The following is a 15,835-nucleotide window of genomic DNA, read 5'->3' on the forward strand; positions in this document are numbered from 1 at the left end:
GGGTCGCGCAATGGCGTTCAGGGGTGCGGAGCAGCCCCTGGCAGCCTCGGGGCGGTTGAATACTCAGGTGGTGCAATGGGTGGCAGATGTACGACTGCTACGGGGACGTCGATCGCGTCCCCGAGCTCCTGGCGCGGGCCGAGCGCGAGGACGAAGCAGAGGTGTGGGACGAGCTGGGACACCGGTTGATCCTTGAGGGCGACATGGTGTTCCCCGCCAGTTTTGCCGCACTGCCGTGTCTGGTGTCGCTGGCGTCGCGGAGCGCGCGGGCGCGCGGGCCGGCCGGGGCGATCGTCCGGTGCGCGGCAGGGGACCATGACTGCGACGATCTGCCGGCGAGCTGTGCCGAGGCGATCGCGGAGTTCCGGTCGGTGCTGAATCACCACCTGCGGTCACGGCCCGACGACTACCTCACGCCCTTCCGGGACTCGATCGCGGTCGAGGGGCACTACCACTGGAGTGCGGTCCTGGGGGACTTCTCGGACGACTTCTACCAGGTCGCCTCCCCTCACTGCGCTGTGGAGGTGACGATCGCCATCGGCGGATACGGGCGCTACTCGGCGGTCCGGGACTGGGACCTGGGCGATGTGGACCGACGTGATCCGAGGCCGGTGTCCCCCGAGGGGCTCTCCGGCATCGGTCGTTGGATGCACGAGACCGCGGTCCGTGACGGGGAAGTTGTGCTTGCCGACGGAATCGCCCATCTCTTCGGCCGGGCGGAATGCCCACGGTGTGCCGGCGTCTTCAACATCGCGGATGAGTACGCGTCTTCCAATCGCCCTCTCATGTGAGTGGTGGTGGGGAACGCGCGGGTCTGTCCGGGCGCGGAGCCCAAGCCGGATCGACGCCTGTGGATGTCTCTGTTGAACCCGCCGGACGGCCAACGCTGACGCGCCGCCGGTGGCCGGTGCGCGGACCGGAAACGATCGATGAGTGGGCGGAGCGTGGGGCAGAGAGGCGATGATGTGGAGATGACAGCCAGCTCACGCGCCCATTCGTTCAACGCGGCCGCTGGCCAGTACGCGGCCGGTCGGCCGTCTTATCCTCCCGCGCTCTTCGATCTCATCGAACAGTTCACGAACCGTCCTCTGGCCGGAGCCCGCGTCGCCGATGTCGGCGCGGGCACCGGAATCGCCACCGCTCTGCTGCGTGAACGCGGGGCTGACGTGATCGGCGTCGAGCCGGGCGGCGCCATGGCCGCCCAGTTCCGCACCGTGCTCCCGGACGTGCCGATCATCAGAGGTGACGGCAACGCTCTCCCTCTCGCGGACGCCTCCCAGGACCTCATCACCTACGCGCAGTCCTGGCAGTGGACCGACACCACCCGCTCGGTCCCGGAAGCGCTGCGGGTCCTGCTTCCCGGCGGTGCGCTTGCGATCTGGTGGAACACCACCGCATTCGACGTGCCCTGGATCCGCGGGCAGCATCAGCGGATCGCGCAACACTGCGGAGTGAAGCCGACTTCTCGGGCGCGTCCCGATGACAGCGACGCTGTCCGGCTCGCGGGCCTGTCCGGGATCCGGGTGGCGCGCCACCAGGTGCGGTGGAGCCGGACGGTCCCCCTCGACACGCACCTTGCCAACATCGGCAGCCGCTCGGCGTTCCTTGTCCTTGCCGAGGATGCCAGGCGTGCCTTTCTCCGCGAGGAGCGCAGGCGGCTGGGTGACATGTTCCCCGACGAGGCGGTGGAAGAGACCTACGTCGTTGATCTGCTGGTGGCCACTCGTCCGTGACCTGCCCAGTGTCCTGGGATTCGGAAGAGCGGTCGGGCCGCCCCGGTGATGGGACGGCCGCCGGATCGGAAGCCATTTCCTCTACGGTCGTGGGCTCGTTCGCGCCGGTCCGGCTCGGTACCGAAGTCCGGGTGGCTCCGCGTGCCGCCGCACCCGCTTTCGTCGTCCGGACCTCGATGGAATGCCTCTCCCGTTCCGCAGTGGTCGGGTGCAGCGTCCGGCGCCCGCGGGCTCGCCGAACCCGGGTGCCCCGGCAGGCCCGGCCGGGGCACCCTGTGGTGTGCGCCTGCTACCAGGCGATGCTGCCGCAGTAGGGAGTGGTCTGGCCGAGGGTCTTGTTCACGATGCAGACCCGCGCTCCGGCCCCGCGGCCGTTCCAATGGAACCCGGTGGAACGCTTGTTGAGCTGGGCCTCGTAGACGTAGGAGATCTGCTTGTAGTGAGGGTAGGTGTCCGCGCGCTCCAGCCACATGGCGCACCGGGCTCCCCACGATTGGACCAGGGCTTGCACATACCCGTCGGAGGACCGACGGTTCAGCCAGCCCTTGCAGGAACCGGAGGTGACGTCCTTGCCGGGGATGTACACCACGGACTGGGCCCCCACCCCCACCTTGTCGGACGCGCCGGCCGGTGCCGGTGCGGCGGCACCTGCTGTGGTTGCCGAGACCAGCAGCGATCCGACGCCCAGGAACCCGGTCGCGGTGAAGAGACCGAGTCGTGTGCGAACTGTCGTGTTGTGCATGGGGATTCTTCCTTCCGATGGCCGGGGCGGAGCAGGGCGGGTAGCCCTGTCCGCCGTGCTTCCCTGAGCGTGCGGGCCGGGTCCATCTCCCGGCCACCGAAGCCGGTGCACCTGGGACAAGGCGGGACTCCCATACCGGTGACCTGCTAGGACATCCGGTGGGACGACAAAGGCGTGGGACGACGCGGAATGGCGTGACCGGCGTCATCCCGGCCGACCGCTCGACGGTTCGCCGAACGGACCCGCGAGCGACTTGTCGCCGTCCACGGAATGCACAGAGAGGGGCACAGCCGAACGGCGATCATCCGTGAACTCCGCACGACTGCCGAACCGTTCAGCGCCTGGCCGACGTGGCTGACGTCCCGGAAGCCACGACGCGCCGGTGGATGCGGGGCCGTCCGCGCACGCGACGCCGCGGCCTGTCGGCGGACGCTGTCTGCTCACGGCCTGGGGCATCCACGGCTCGGCGAGCCGGTCCTATCCGTTCGCTCACGGCAACGGCAACGGCAACGGCAACGGCAACGGCAACGGCAACGGCAACGGCGACGGCGACGGCGACGGCGACGGCAACGGCAACCGCCACGGCCACGGCTGTCTGGTCGGCAGGTTGAGCGACGGCCCGGCAGGGTTGTCGCCTGATGCGTAATCCTTTCTGCGAGATGCCTGCTGAACAGACGTTGGTGTGTGGCCGCGCGCGGGAGACTCTGTTCGCCGGGAGTTTCTCCGATATCCGGGACAAAGAGGGCCTCTCCGCATCGGCGCGAGGGTGTCGGCCTGTGCCGGTGTCGCCATGCTCCGTATAGAGGACAACTGAAACGAAGCTGAGCGCCCAGCCGGCGGAAAACCGCGCGCCGTCCCGTCGCGCCCGCCCTGGTGACACGCGCTCGACATCGCTTCGGTTTCGTCCACCTCGCAGCGCACCGTCCGCCGGTCTTCCACAGCCACCGTCCGGCCTCTGTGTGCCCACGGCCAAGGAAGGCGGCAGCGGTACGTGGGCGTCAAGAGGGCGAAAGGAGCCAGGTCGGGGCTGCGGGGTAGCGGAGAACTTGGCTGTACGCCGACAATGCGGTCACCCTTCACCGTTCGGGGGCCGCCAGGCTCCCGGACCGGACCGAGAGGACCGACCACCACCATGCGCAAACCTCTCCTCGCCACCCTCGCCGCCGCTGCCCTCGGCGCCGCCGTCTTGACGGGCGCCACAGGCGCGGCGGCCGCTGCACCCGACCGTGTGAGCGGGGCGACCCCCACTGCCGTGACGGCCGTTGTGCAACCTGACAGTGCGTCCGCCTCGGTGACGGCCTCCTCCTTTGCCGGCACCGTGGCGCTCAGCAACTGTTCAGGCTCCTTGATCCGGATGCCGAACTCGCAGGCGACGGATCCGGGACTGGTCATGACGAACGGCCACTGCCTCGAAACGGGCATGCCGAGCGCAGGGCAGGTCATCACCAACCAGTCCTCCACCCGGAGCTTCACGCTGCTCAACGCCTCGGCCGGCACCGCCGGAACACTCAAGGCGAACAAGGTCGTCTACGCGACGATGACCGACACGGACGTCACGCTCTACCAACTGACCAAGACCTATGCCCAGATACAGCAGTCCACGGGAATCGCGCCGCTGACGTTGTCCGCGAGCCATCCGGTGCAGGGGCACGCGATCGACGTGGTCTCCGCCTACTGGAAGCGGGTCTACTCCTGCTCGGTCGACGGATTCGCGTACCGTCTGAAGGAGGGGCAGTGGACGTGGAAGGACGCCGTCCGCTACACCCCGGAGTGCCAGGTCATCGGGGGTACCTCGGGTTCCCCGGTCATCGACACGGCAACCGGGCAGGTCGCGGCGATCAACAACACCATCAACGAGAGCGGCGGAAGCTGCACCCTTGACAACCCCTGCGAGGTGGACGAACAGGGGGCCGTCACCATCCATGAGGGGACCGGGTACGCCCAGGAGACCTACGGCATCCCCGCCTGCTTCACGACGGGCAACAAGCTCAACTTGTCGGCCCCGGGCTGCGCGCTCGCGAAGCCGTCAGCAGTAGCGGCGCGCTGAGTTCACACCTGAGGGGGAAGCGGAGCTCGTCAACGGCGGGCCGGAAGCCGCGCCCGAGCAGGAGATCGTGAAGGGATGTACCGGCCGGACATCACCGGCGGGTGGCCGGCCGGCCCTTCTCGTGCGCTGTTGCGGAGCCGGGCAACAGTTTGTTTCAGGCCGTCGAAGGCGCGCTGTGCCTGCGGCGGCGCCGGGGAGCGGTTCCCCGGTCTAGTTCCTCCCTCTCAGCCCGTTCAGCACCAAGTCCGTCAAGCGCTCCGGCAGTTCCGGCTCGATCGGACTGTGGCCGAGCAGGGAGCGGGTCTGGAGGGGGGAGCAGAGCAGTTCCAGCGCCAGGGCCGCGTCCGTGTCCGCCGGGAGTTCTCCGCGTTCGACGGCCCGGCTGACGATGGCGCCGGCCTGATCGAGGCGGGACTTCCAGAAGGTCTGCCAAGCCTCGGCGAGGTCCGGGTCGTCGGCGCTGAGCGAGGCCGCCCGGGCGACTGAGCGGCCGGCCGGAGTGGCCAGGTACTCGGCCAGTGCGTGGGCGAAGGCGGCCAGGTCGGTGCGGACGGCTCCGGTGTCGGGGACGGGGATGCCCTCGTCGCTGCCGGCCAGCATGGCGTCCAGTACGAGCTTCTCCCTGCTGCCCCAACGCCGGTACACCGTCGTCTCGTTGACCCCGGCGCGGGCCGCGACCTCGGCGATGGTGAGGCGGGCGATGCCCTCCTCGGCCAGTACTTCCATGGCGGCCGCCAGAACGGCTTGGCGGACGCGTGCGGCGCGGCCGCCGGGACGGCGACGGATCGGGTCCGGTTCTTCCTCGGTCATGTGTCGATCACCTCGATCACCACCTTAACGCAGGCACGCTTGCGTTAACTGCCGCCCGGGTGCATAGTCACTAAAGCAATAGTTCTGGCTTTAAGTGCAGCAGGAGGCACCACCATGTCTTTCACCTGGCCCCTGGACCCGCAGGACCTGTTCGTCGAGCGCTACCCGCAGATGACCCTCGGCCTCCCCGCCGACGAGGTGGACGCGGTCCGCGCCACCGTCACCGAGATGTGGCCCGACCGGCCCGGGAGCTGGGTGTACGAGTGGTCCGCTCTCGCCGCCCGGTACGCCGGGGCCGGCGACCACCGCCTGGCCGCGCAGGCGTACGGCTGGGCCAAGTTCCCCTCACTGGCCGACGACCCGAAGCGCACCGCGCTCGCCCGCCAGGTCGAGCAGTACACCCTGGCCGCGCCTGGCTTCCCGGTGGAGTTCGAGCGCCGCACGCTCACCGTCCCGTACCGCGGGGGCGAGGCCACCTTGCCGGTCCACCTGATCGCCGCCCCCGGCCTGCCCGCCGACGCGCCGGTCGTGCTGGCCAGCGGCGGGGTGGACTCCTGGAAGACCGACCTGCACGGAATGTGGGAGCAGCTCGCGCTCGCGCTGCCGGCACGGCTGCTGCTGTTCGACATCGCCGGCACCGGGGAGACGGCCCACCTGCCGATGACCCCGGAGGGCGGGGCCGAGGTGATCGCCGGGCTGGTCTCCTTCGCCCGCACGATCGGCAATGGGAAGGTCGGCCACTTCGGGATCTCGATGGGCGGCTACTACTCTGCCCGGACCGGGCTGACGGGGGCGGTGGATGCCTCCGTGGTGCTCGGCGGCCCGGTGGAGCGTTCCTTCGCTCCGGGCCGCGGCTTCGCCTTCGGCATGGACGGCATCGTCGGCAACGCCCTGGGCTTCGACGCCATGCCGAGCACGGCCGAGCGTGAGGAGGCATTCGCGGCCTTCGACCTGCGCCCGCTGCTGGACCAGGACGCCAACGGGCCGATGCTGGTGGTCAACGGCACCGAGGACGTCCACGTCCCACTGGACGACACCCTGGTGTTCGAGGGCCGCCGGGACACGCGGGTCGAACTGATCCCGGACACCGGCCACTGCGCCATCTCGCGCTTCGGTGAGGCGATGGCCGTGATCGCCCCCTGGCTGAAGAACGCCCTGACCGGCTGATCCGACGGCTCTGTCGCCACACGGGGCCGCCGACCCGCGAGCGTCGTGTGTGGAGTCGCCGGGAGGAGGAGCCACGCACGGCGCCCGCGGCTGCGCGTCGGCGCTTGAGCCGTGTCCTGTGCGACGAGCCGGACGAGTCGGGTTCTGCGTGAGGTAGAAGCCGCGTCGTCATCGGCTGCGGGAGTCTGCGCCGGCGGGGAGTCGTTGTTTCCTTCGGGCCGCCCCCGACGACCCGATCACAGGCCGATGGGCCGATCACCGCAGGCCGGGGCCACCGACGTTCCTGGGCCGTGATCGCGGCCGCCGCACCGGACAGGGGCAGGCATGAGCGAGGCCGGTAGTGCCACAGATGCCACAGGAACCGCACACGCTTCCTTCACGTCTATGGCGATGGTCGAGGCAACAACGCCGACGACCACGGCGGTTTCGAAGCCGCCGTTCCAGACGACTACCGCACCTGCCCCCAGCCCCGGCTCCGGCCCGGCCTTCCGGAGGAGAGCAGAAGGCTGCTTCCCCGCCGTGCGGCCAGCAGTGTGCAAGCCGTGAGAGGCCCCGCCACACGATGAGCAGTCCCACTGACACATCGACGCACCACACACACGCGATCGGTGCACCGAACCGGCGCAACACCGAGCTGGCGCTGCTGGTGTTCGCGGTCGCCATCACGGCGTTCGCCTACGCCAACGCGGGCCTGGCCATCAACAACCAGGTGCCGTCCGGGCTGCTGAGCTACGGCGCGGGCCTGGGCCTGCTGGCCGGCGTCGCCCATCTCGTCGTACGGAAGACCGCGCCGTACGCGGACCCGCTGCTGCTGCCGCTGGCCACACTGCTCAACGGACTCGGCCTGGTCGTCATCTGGCGGCTGGACCAGTCCGAGCTGCTGCAGTCGATCAAGCAGGCGGGAACGGCCGCTCCGAGGCAGCTGATGTACACGACGATGGGCATCGCCCTCTTCATCGTCGTCCTGGTCTTCCTCAAGGACCACCGCGTCCTGCAGCGCTACACCTACATCTCCATGGTGGGCGCCCTGGTTCTCTTGCTGCTGCCGTTGGTCCCGGGCCTGGGCGCCGACATATACGGAGCGAAGATCTGGATCCACGTCGGCAGCTTCAGTATCCAGCCCGGCGAGTTCGCGAAGATCGTGCTCGCCGTCTTCTTCGCCGGCTACCTGATGGTCAAGCGCGACGCACTTGCCCTGGCCAGCCGCCGCTTCATGGGCCTGTACCTGCCGCGCGGCCGCGACCTCGGCCCGATCCTGGTCATCTGGTTCCTCTCGATCCTCATCCTGGTCTTCGAGACGGACCTCGGCACGTCACTGCTGTTCTTCGGAATGTTCGTCATCATGCTGTACGTCGCCACCGAACGGACCAGCTGGACCGTATTCGGTCTGATGATGTCTGCGGCCGGTGCCGTAGGCGTCGCCTCCTTCGAGCCGCATGTTCAGCAGCGTGTCCAGGCCTGGCTCGACCCGATGCGCGAGTACGCGCTCAGCCGCCAGAACGTGGTCGGTCACTCCGAGCAGTTGATGCAGGCGTTGTGGGCGTTCGGCTCCGGAGGCACCCTCGGCACCGGCCTCGGCCAGGGCCACTCCGACCTCATCCGGTTCGCCTCCAACTCCGATTTCGTCCTCGCGACCTTCGGCGAGGAGCTGGGCCTGACGGGCATCATGGCGATCCTGCTGATCTACGGCCTGATCGTGGAGCGCGGCGTGCGCACCGCCCTCGCCGCCCGTGACCCATTCGGAAAGCTCCTCGCCATCGGTCTGTCAGGCGCGTTCGCCCTGCAGGTCTTCGTCGTTGCCGGCGGTGTGATGGGCCTGATCCCGCTGACCGGAATGACGATGCCGTTCCTGGCGTACGGCGGTTCCTCCGTCATCGCCAACTGGGCCCTCATCGGCATTCTGATCCGCATCAGTGACACCGCACGCCGGCCCGCGCCGTAGCGTGCACCCACCGCGGCCACGTACGTGCCGCCGGTTCCGGCTGAACGGATCCGGCGGCCGCCGACCCGGAACCGCGGTCCGGCAGTAACCCTTCGGGCGTGCCCGGAGCCGCGCTGCCTTGTACGTCGCGGGCCGGGGGATCAGCGGTAGTCGTCCGCGGAGCCCTTCTTCCCGCCGTGTGTGATGTCCTCGAAGTACGCCCAGGCGTCCGGCCGGCTGCCGTCGACGTCGCGTACGTCGTAGGTCCTGGCCAGCTCCGCGCTGGAGGTGGACTTCCTGTTCCAGCGGGTGGCCCGGTCCGGGTCGGTGGCGAGCGCGGCGACCGCGCGGGCGAGGTAGTGCGGTGACTCGGCGATCGCGAAGCCCGGCTCCTGGGCGATGGCGTCGCGCCAGTTTTCCTCGCTCACGCCGAAGTGGGCGAGCATCTGTTCCGAGCGCAGGAAGCCCGGTGTGACGGCGACCGCCGTGCCCCCGTACTCCGCCAGTTCCTCGCCCAGCCCGAACGCGATCCGGATCGGGGCGTTCTTCGCGAGGTCGTAGTAGAGGTTCTCGCGGTATCGGCGGTTGGAGACCGCGGTGCCGTCGGTGACCTCCACGAGCAGGGGCGCGTCGGAGCGGACCAGGAGGGGGAGAGCGAGCGCCGCGGTGATCACGTGCGAGCGCACCCCGAGCTCCAGGATGCGCAGGCCGTCGGCGAGCGGTGTCTCCCAGCTCTTCTTGCCGAAGACGGAGCCGACGAGCAGGTGCTCGCCGCCCCAGAGGTCGTTGACCAGGATGTCGAGCCGCCCCTGTTCGCGGTCGATCCGTTCGACGAGAGCACGTACCCGGTCCTCGTCCAGGTGGTCGGTGGGGACGGCGATGCCGGTGCCGCCGGCCGCTGTGACCAGTTCCGCGGTCTCCTCGATGGTTTCCGTGGTCCGGCCGACCTCGCTGGTGTGCTCGCGGGTGGTGCGGCCGGTGACGTAGACGGTGGCGCCGGCCCGGCCGAGTTCGACGGCCAGGGCGCGTCCGGCGCCGCGGGTGGCTCCGGCGACGAGCGCGATCCGGTCGGCGAGCGGGCCGCCCCGGCCGGTGTGCTGGGTGGTTCTGTTCCTGTTCATGGCACCACAATGCCCGTTAAACACGACAGATCATGTCGCCTTTTCCTCTCGGGTTGTTCTCGCTTCGCGGGGTGCGCCCAAGTCCGGCGGGGCCGACGCCGACGTGGTGCTGCGCCGCCAGCGCTCCCGATTCCTCGGCGGCCGGACCGGGACGTTCACCGAGAGATTCACCGAGAGGTTCACCGATCCGGGCTCACCTACTCGCCGGCGCGGGCGACGAGCAGCGGCTGGAAGAAGCCCGTCTCCTGCGGCATCCGCCACCGGAGGCCGATGAACCCGGCCTCGGCCGCGAGGCCGGTCAGGCGGTCCCGTCCGAGTGCCCAGTAGGTGGTCCGGCGGACCTGGACGCGCCATTCTCCGCCTGCCGGAAGGAGTTGGAAGTGCTCCAAGTCGTAGTGCTCGCCGTCGTCGTGCCAGTGCCAGAGCTGGAAGGTGACGGTTCGTTCGCTGTCGCCGGCGGGGTCGGCGATCCGGTGGACCTGCGGCGGTGTCGAAGCCGGGCGGTCACGCACCAGGTCGTCATAGGGGCGGGTACTGACCAGTAGCAGGCCGGAGGGGCGAAGCACGCGGCGCATTTCGGCCAGGGCGGCGTGCGCATCCTGTTCTGTCAACAGGTGGGGCAGCGAGTTGTCGGCGCAGACGACGGTGTCGAACCGGCCATCGGGAAACGGGAGACGTCGCATGTCGGCGACGGCCGTGCCCAGATCGAGGCCCCGGCGGGCGGCCTCACGGGCAGCGCGGGCGGCGGCCCGGGGGCTGAGATCGGTTCCGGTGACATGATGCCCGCGCATCGCCAGGCCGATGGCCTGCGTACCGATGCCGCAGGCACAGTCGAGCACCGCCGCGCGATCCTGCCCGATCAGGGCGTCCAGAGCGTCGCCCTGCCGGCGGATGCTCGCGTTCCAGTCCGAGTAGATCAGGTGGTAGTCGTCGGCCAGTTCGTCATAGAAGTGCGCCACCGATGTCTCGGTCATGGTCCGAGACTACTGTTCTCTCCGCGGAGCGGCTCTGGCCGCTCCGCGATCGGCGCGAAACCCCTCACCGACGGCAGTGCGGTCCCTTCCCGCGAACAACCGCGAGTGCACTGACCGCCAACTGCTGTTGAAGCTCGTCGGCCAACGTTGCGGCTGAACGTGAACGAAACCAGTGACGGGAGTGTGCGCGGGGCTCCTTGGGCGGCGCACACCTCCCCGGAGGGCCGCGCCGGGATCGTGGGGAGGGACTCGGACTGCCGGGCCGCTTCACTGCGCGGGAATCGGCTTCAGACGACTACGACCCGGCGCCCGCGCGTATGACCGGCATGGCTGTCGATGTGCGCGGCCGCGGCCTCTGCGAGCGGGTACGACTTCTCGACCGGGATGTGGAGCCTCGCGCGCGAGATGAGGTCGGCGGCCGCGGCGAGGGCCTGCGGCACGTTCCCGGTCACACCGGAGTACCGCGCACCGAGCCCCGGCGCGGCGAGATCGGCGATGGAGATCACCTTCTGCGGGTCCCCGGTCAGTTCGGCGAGCTCGCGGATGACACCCGAGCCGGCCAGATCGAGGGCCGCGTCGACATGGCCGAACTGCCGCACCCGCTCGACCCAGCCCTCGCCGTACGTCGTGGCGAGGGCGCCCAGGCTGCGCAGATAGTCCTGGTTCGCGGCCCCGGCCGTGCCGATCACCGTGATGCCGCGGTCACGGGCGATCTGCAGCACCGCCGATCCCACTCCGCCGGACGCGCCGCTGACCAGCAGCGTCTGTCCGGACTGCACACCGGCCTCGCGGATGATGCGCAGCGCGGTCTCCACCACGGAGGGGTACCCGGCCGCCTCCGTGTAGGTCAGGTCCTCGGGCATACGGGCCCAGGCCGACAGCACGGCGAACTCGGCATACGTGCTTGAGCCCCGCCCGAATACGCGGTCGCCCGCCTCGACCCCTTCGGCACCTTCGCCGACCTCGTCCACCACCCCGGCGGCGTCCTGCCCGACTCCGGCGGGCAGCTCGATCGGACGGGTCTTCTGGAACTGGCCCTCGCGGATCCTCCAGTCGACGGGGTTCACGCCCGCCGCCCGTACGGCGATGCGTATCTGGCCGGGGCCCGCGTGGGGTTCCTCGACGTCGGTGAGGTGCAGAACGTCCGGGCCGCCGAACTCGGCGAAGCTGATTCTCTTCATGTGAGCGACCGTAGCACTAACCGTTAGTGTTTAAAAACAGTTCTGGTTTTGTATTTGGTAGTGTCAGGGCATGACCGTGCCGTCCGGACGTCGTGAGCGCAAGAAGGCCGCGACCCGTCAAAAGATCGCTGACACCGCCCTGCGGCTCTTCCTGGAACGCGGGTATGAGGCAGTGGGAATCCGTGACGTGGCCGCCGAGGCCGATGTGGCCGTCACCACGCTGTTCTCCCACTTCGCCTCGAAAGAGGCCCTGATATTCGAACGGGACGACGACTTCGAGCAACGACTCACGCGGGCGGCCACCGACCGGGAGCCGCACGAGCCGCTCATCCCCGCGCTGCGCCGCGAGGTCCAGGCCCTCGTGCGGCATTGCACGGCGGACGGCGCCGCGCCGATCCGGCGCATGATCGAGGCATCGCCCGCGCTGCGGGAGTACGAGGAATCGATGAGGCTGCGCCATGCGGAGACGCTGGCGACGGCCATCGCTGCCGGTCTCGGCCCGTCCCGGACCACAACGGCCTGCCGGGCGATCGCGAGGTTCGTGATCGACGCCTATTCGCTCGCCCGTGAGGCGCCCGATCCGCAGTCCGCGGTGGACGAGGTCTTCCGGATGATCGAGGCGGCCTGGGAGGCCACCTGCCCTTCTGCCGCCGGTCGCGGGTGACTGCGCGCGGCCGGGAGCCCCAGGAGCGCGTCGGCCGCAACGGCGGCACACGAAGCCGGTGTCGCCGAACCGCTCCAATTCGCTGTTGGCATGCGGCGCGTGGGTGACCCCTCACCCACGCGCCCGGGTCCGCCGTAACGGCCGGCGTGCACCGGGCACCCCGGCGATCTCCCGCCGGTCCGACCCTCCGCCGGTCCGGCCCCCTCTGCGGGTCGGCCGCGCGGCAACGCTGCCGGAGGGCCTGGGAACGGGAGGAGAGCACGCCTGTGGAGACGCTGGTGCGAGGCGAACCGCTGGACCAGCCGCCACGCCATGCACGGCATCACGCGGATGCATGACCTCGCCCCCGCCGCACGGCTCGGCGGGCGGCACAATGGCCGGCCCCCCGAGGTGACCTGAAGATCATTTATGGGGCAGTCCTCAGCCCAGCGCCTCCACCAGAACGCGGGGCAGGAAGGTGGAGGTCGGGACACCGACCTCCACGCAGAAGTCGGACAGTTTCATTCCCGCGGCGTCGGTATCGAGCTTCCGGTTCCTGTAGATGTGCTGCTTCACCCGGAACCGGCCGGTCGACGCCTCTTCCACAGGGACGGATCCGGTGTACCCGTCCAGCGTGAGGGCCCCATTGTCGATGCGGCCGGAGGCGGGCATATCGAATTCCACGTCCCCGCCGGATTCCTGGGCGTTGGGCAGGAGTGCGGTGAGCGGCACCTTTTCCTTCGAGACGACTGTCTCCTGCGCGGTGTTCAGTTTGATGTAGATGAACGAGCCCTTGATCTCCATGGGGTGGATCGGTTCACCGTAGTAGAAGAACTTCGTCTTCTCCTTGTTCTGGGAGATCCCTTGGTATCTCCCCCTCTCTATCTCGTCCATCCGGATCATGAAGTACGTGTAGTCCCGCATGTGGTCCCTGCCGAGGGCGCCTGCCAGCCGGTCCACTTCCCCCACCGAGGTCACCTCGGCCCAGGCCCCGGCGTCGAACGGATGCGGGGTGGCGTTCACGGTAATGCTGAGGATCTCGCGCAGCAGGCGTGCCTGTCCCTTCCGGTCGTTGGCCGCGTTCGCCTCCTTCAACTCGTCTCCCAGGGAGGTGAGATTCGTGAACCGGTCATCGTTGAGCGGAGAGAAGTGCCGGCCGTCGTAGTCCGTGTCGTCACCGCTCTTGGTCGGTTCCGCGCGGAGGCCGGTGTTGGGGCCGAGGAACTGATTGCCCCCCTGCCACTCGTAGAAGGCGTAGCGAATTTCATTGAGGTTGTTTCCCTGGAATTCGGCTGTGTCACCCCCGCCCGTCTTGACGAGCGCGGCGCGGAGCCGTTTCTTGAAGTCGTCCCGGTTCATGTGCGGCGGAATCTCGACCTTCAGATTCGTCAGCATCTTGTCGGTGATCACCTCGGGAACCGCTTGGCGCAGCAGGGCCGCCTGCTTGCCGCGATCCAGTGAGTCCAGCGCGCCGGTCAGCTGGGAGTGGGCAACGATGTGATGCGCGGTCAGTTCCCACCCGTTGTGCGTGTCGCCGGCGGCGTGGGGGTTGTCGCTGCGCATCCGCTGTACGCAGGGGGTGCCCGAGCCGGACGCGAGGGCCTTCGCCTCCACGGTTTCACGGGCCGGGGCGTGACCGGACAGGACGCGCGTGGCATGCGCTTCCGCCTCCCGCTCGAACCGGTCGGACGGGTCCGACACCCGGAGGCCGCCGCCGTTGTCGGTGCCGCTCACAGGGCCCTGACGCTGCTGGATGACGTGAGTCAGCTCATGGGCCAGGGTGTGCCGGTCACCCCCGCCGTCGCCCAGCACGATGTGGTTTCCCGAGGTGTACGCGCGAGCGCCGATCTCGGCGGCAGAGGCGCGTGCGGCGCCGTCGTCGTGGACGCGTACGTCGGTGAAGTCGGCGCCGAACCTGGCCTCCATGTCCGCACGGGTTCCGCCGTCCAGGGGCTGCCCGGCGGAGCGCAGTACCTCGTGCACGGCGGAACGCTGCACCGACGGCCGCCCGCCCTGTTCATGCCCGCGGCCCGCACCGTGCTGGTGTGTCTCCTCGGCCCACGGGTGGCCCGCCTGCCGCAGCATCTGGACCACGGCCGCGTTTCCCGTCGTGCTCTGAAGCCCGAACAGCCCCTGTGGGGCGCTGCTTTCGGCTTGCTCAGGTGCACGAGAAGGCTTGCGCGCCGTCGAACGGTCCTTCTCTGCGCCGTCGCGGGCGGGACTGTGGGCGTGGGGACGCATACGGCGTGGCCTTCCGGCTGGACGGGGTGAACTTTCCCTGCATACCTGGGATGTACAGTGCTGGGCCAGGTCCCCGAGGGCAGAGAACGTTGGCCGGTGGGGCGCCGGGGTCACCGCACGTGAGGGCCGCTCCGGCGTCCGGGCCCCGAGCCACCGGGCTCCGTTCAGGCCGGGCGCCGAAGCGGCCGCGGTGCCGAAGGGGCGCGCTGCGTGGGTTCGTGGGGAAAGACGGTCGATGGCCGGCCTTGCGTTCTGCGACTGGTTCCGGTCCGGTATTCCGGCCCGGACACGACCCGGCCGGCTACGCGGCACGGGCCTTTCCGTTGACCGTCATGCTGTACATGGTGCCACGATTTCGAACGACACACTCGAACAGCTTTCCAACGACCGCATCGCCGTCCAGCGCGTGCTCCGCCCGGAGCGGGCCGGACCGGTGGGCTCCGGACGGCTGGTCCGGCCGATTCGAACGATGGACCGGCGAGGGGCCCCTGTCGTTCCGGCTGGTCGCCTCCCGGCCGTCCCCTGGGCGACTTCCGGTCGCGCTGTTCCCGGGCCCCGCGGTCCCTGCTTCGCTGGACCCATGACATGACCGGACCGTCGTGACGTGATCGGGCACCGGAGTGGGGGATGTGTGGACGTCGGGAGTGCGACCGCCCTGTCGGCCGCCGTCGTGGGCGTCGTCGGGACGCTGCTGTCCGCGTTGCTGACCCAGCGGGCCGCAGACCGCAGCCGACAGCACGAACAGGAGCGCGCCGAGATGGCGAGGGAACGGCGCGGCGAGGTCAAGGAACTGCGGGCGTGCTACGTGGCCCTCAACACCGCGGCTCGGCAGTATCTGGCCGCGCTCACCGACCAGGTGCACGCCCTGAGCCGCGACGACTCGACGCCCGTACGGCAACGGCTGGCCGAGGCGCGAGACCAGCACCGCGACGTGTACGCGGAGGCCCAACTGCGCGTGCCGGACCGGGTCCTCGACCTCGCGGGCGACCTCAGCCGCGAACTGGGCACGGCCTACGGGATGGTGCGACGCCTCGACGGCGGCGTGCCGCGTGAGGGGGACTCGACGGCCGCCGTCCAGGAGCGCATCGACGTGCTCTGGCGCCGACTGCGGGAGATGCGCCGGGAGATGCGGGCCGAACTGGGCGTGCCCCGGGTGTTCCGTGGTCGAAGCCCGGGAAGCCGCCGTCCCATGTCCGACGGATCGGCATAGTGGTGTTGTCGCCGAGGACGGTCCGGACTCCGAGGGAGAGGAAGT

The 15,835-nt window shown here is 69.5% G+C and carries 14 protein-coding genes; 8 read left to right on the forward strand and 6 right to left on the reverse strand.

Annotated features, from left to right (window positions below; all coding sequences use genetic code 11):
- Positions 1-86 precede the first annotated feature (86 nt).
- Both ACGF8B_RS24750 and ACGF8B_RS24755 read left to right on the forward strand, forming a co-directional pair.
- Complete coding sequence (locus ACGF8B_RS24750) at positions 87-791, forward strand: hypothetical protein (protein WP_392742404.1); 705 nt, start codon at positions 87-89, stop codon at positions 789-791.
- Between the two features lie 180 nt (positions 792-971).
- Positions 972-1,733: a class I SAM-dependent methyltransferase gene (locus ACGF8B_RS24755; RefSeq protein WP_392742406.1), complete on the forward strand. Its 762-nt coding sequence runs from the start codon at positions 972-974 to the stop codon at positions 1,731-1,733.
- Positions 1,734-2,022: 289 nt separating this feature from the next.
- Here the strand turns inward: ACGF8B_RS24755 and ACGF8B_RS24760 are convergent, their stop codons facing one another.
- Entirely contained in the window at positions 2,023-2,475 is a 453-nt protein-coding gene (locus ACGF8B_RS24760) for a hypothetical protein (RefSeq protein ID WP_392742408.1), read from the reverse strand.
- Between the two features lie 382 nt (positions 2,476-2,857).
- On the opposite strand from ACGF8B_RS24760, the gene ACGF8B_RS24765 reads away from it, so the two are divergent.
- Both ACGF8B_RS24765 and ACGF8B_RS24770 read left to right on the forward strand, forming a co-directional pair.
- Positions 2,858-3,121 carry a hypothetical protein gene (locus ACGF8B_RS24765; protein ID WP_392742411.1) on the forward strand — a complete coding sequence of 88 codons (264 nt, stop codon included), beginning with the start codon at positions 2,858-2,860 and terminating at the stop codon, positions 3,119-3,121.
- Positions 3,122-3,607: 486 nt separating this feature from the next.
- Positions 3,608-4,522, forward strand: coding sequence for a serine protease (locus tag ACGF8B_RS24770; protein ID WP_392742414.1), 915 nt, complete (start codon positions 3,608-3,610; stop codon positions 4,520-4,522).
- Between the two features lie 210 nt (positions 4,523-4,732).
- Here ACGF8B_RS24770 and ACGF8B_RS24775 read toward each other — a convergent pair whose 3' ends face one another.
- The gene (locus tag ACGF8B_RS24775; protein ID WP_392742416.1) at positions 4,733-5,332 is read right to left on the reverse strand and encodes a TetR/AcrR family transcriptional regulator; all 600 of its coding nucleotides are present in this window, start codon (positions 5,330-5,332) and stop codon (positions 4,733-4,735) included.
- Between the two features lie 114 nt (positions 5,333-5,446).
- Here ACGF8B_RS24775 and ACGF8B_RS24780 point away from each other — a divergent pair, with 114 nt between their 5' ends.
- Both ACGF8B_RS24780 and ACGF8B_RS24785 read left to right on the forward strand, forming a co-directional pair.
- On the forward strand, positions 5,447-6,499 hold the full coding sequence (locus ACGF8B_RS24780; RefSeq protein ID WP_392742419.1) for an alpha/beta hydrolase: 1,053 nt from the start codon (positions 5,447-5,449) through the stop codon (positions 6,497-6,499).
- Between the two features lie 562 nt (positions 6,500-7,061).
- Positions 7,062-8,441 (forward strand): FtsW/RodA/SpoVE family cell cycle protein, encoded by a 1,380-nt coding sequence (locus ACGF8B_RS24785; RefSeq protein ID WP_392742421.1) that lies wholly within the window; start codon positions 7,062-7,064, stop codon positions 8,439-8,441.
- 140 nt (positions 8,442-8,581) lie between these two features.
- Here the strand turns inward: ACGF8B_RS24785 and ACGF8B_RS24790 are convergent, their stop codons facing one another.
- From ACGF8B_RS24790 to ACGF8B_RS24800, 3 genes are all read right to left on the reverse strand, one after another.
- Positions 8,582-9,541: an SDR family oxidoreductase gene (locus tag ACGF8B_RS24790; RefSeq protein ID WP_392742423.1), complete on the reverse strand. Its 960-nt coding sequence runs from the start codon at positions 9,539-9,541 to the stop codon at positions 8,582-8,584.
- Between the two features lie 197 nt (positions 9,542-9,738).
- Entirely contained in the window at positions 9,739-10,515 is a 777-nt protein-coding gene (locus ACGF8B_RS24795; protein ID WP_392742426.1) for a class I SAM-dependent methyltransferase, read from the reverse strand.
- Between the two features lie 287 nt (positions 10,516-10,802).
- Positions 10,803-11,696, reverse strand: a complete 894-nt coding sequence (locus ACGF8B_RS24800) for an NADP-dependent oxidoreductase (RefSeq protein ID WP_392742429.1) — start codon at positions 11,694-11,696, stop codon at positions 10,803-10,805.
- Between the two features lie 70 nt (positions 11,697-11,766).
- Between ACGF8B_RS24800 and ACGF8B_RS24805 the strand changes: the two genes are divergently transcribed.
- Positions 11,767-12,360, forward strand: a complete 594-nt coding sequence (locus tag ACGF8B_RS24805; protein ID WP_392742432.1) for a TetR/AcrR family transcriptional regulator — start codon at positions 11,767-11,769, stop codon at positions 12,358-12,360.
- Between the two features lie 420 nt (positions 12,361-12,780).
- Here the strand turns inward: ACGF8B_RS24805 and ACGF8B_RS24810 are convergent, their stop codons facing one another.
- Positions 12,781-14,424: a DUF4157 domain-containing protein gene (locus ACGF8B_RS24810; protein ID WP_392742958.1), complete on the reverse strand. Its 1,644-nt coding sequence runs from the start codon at positions 14,422-14,424 to the stop codon at positions 12,781-12,783.
- A 787-nt stretch (positions 14,425-15,211) separates the two neighbouring features.
- On the opposite strand from ACGF8B_RS24810, the gene ACGF8B_RS24815 reads away from it, so the two are divergent.
- A complete protein-coding gene (locus ACGF8B_RS24815) occupies positions 15,212-15,790 on the forward strand; it encodes a hypothetical protein (RefSeq protein ID WP_392742434.1) in 579 nt (192 codons plus the stop codon).
- The last annotated feature ends 45 nt before the right edge of the window (positions 15,791-15,835 follow it).

It is taken from the genome of Streptomyces sp. NPDC047917, from assembly GCF_043204345.1.
Taxonomy (GTDB): Bacteria; Actinomycetota; Actinomycetes; order Streptomycetales; family Streptomycetaceae; genus Streptomyces; species Streptomyces sanglieri.

Bases quoted from the DNA above. Each gene is read 5' to 3' on its own strand.
- ACGF8B_RS24780 (WP_392742419.1), top strand. From the start codon at position 5,447: ATGTCTTTCACCTGGCCCCTGGACCCGCAGGACCTGTTCGTCGAGCGC.
- ACGF8B_RS24770 (WP_392742414.1), top strand. From the start codon at position 3,608: ATGCGCAAACCTCTCCTCGCCACCCTCGCCGCCGCTGCCCTCGGCGCC.
- ACGF8B_RS24795 (WP_392742426.1), bottom strand. From the start codon at position 10,515: ATGACCGAGACATCGGTGGCGCACTTCTATGACGAACTGGCCGACGAC.
- ACGF8B_RS24775 (WP_392742416.1), bottom strand. From the start codon at position 5,332: ATGACCGAGGAAGAACCGGACCCGATCCGTCGCCGTCCCGGCGGCCGC.
- ACGF8B_RS24755 (WP_392742406.1), top strand. From the start codon at position 972: ATGACAGCCAGCTCACGCGCCCATTCGTTCAACGCGGCCGCTGGCCAG.
- ACGF8B_RS24750 (WP_392742404.1), top strand. From the start codon at position 87: ATGTACGACTGCTACGGGGACGTCGATCGCGTCCCCGAGCTCCTGGCG.
- ACGF8B_RS24805 (WP_392742432.1), top strand. From the start codon at position 11,767: ATGACCGTGCCGTCCGGACGTCGTGAGCGCAAGAAGGCCGCGACCCGT.
- ACGF8B_RS24785 (WP_392742421.1), top strand. From the start codon at position 7,062: ATGAGCAGTCCCACTGACACATCGACGCACCACACACACGCGATCGGT.
- ACGF8B_RS24790 (WP_392742423.1), bottom strand. From the start codon at position 9,541: ATGAACAGGAACAGAACCACCCAGCACACCGGCCGGGGCGGCCCGCTC.
- ACGF8B_RS24760 (WP_392742408.1), bottom strand. From the start codon at position 2,475: ATGCACAACACGACAGTTCGCACACGACTCGGTCTCTTCACCGCGACC.
- ACGF8B_RS24800 (WP_392742429.1), bottom strand. From the start codon at position 11,696: ATGAAGAGAATCAGCTTCGCCGAGTTCGGCGGCCCGGACGTTCTGCAC.
- ACGF8B_RS24810 (WP_392742958.1), bottom strand. From the start codon at position 14,424: ATGCTGCGGCAGGCGGGCCACCCGTGGGCCGAGGAGACACACCAGCAC.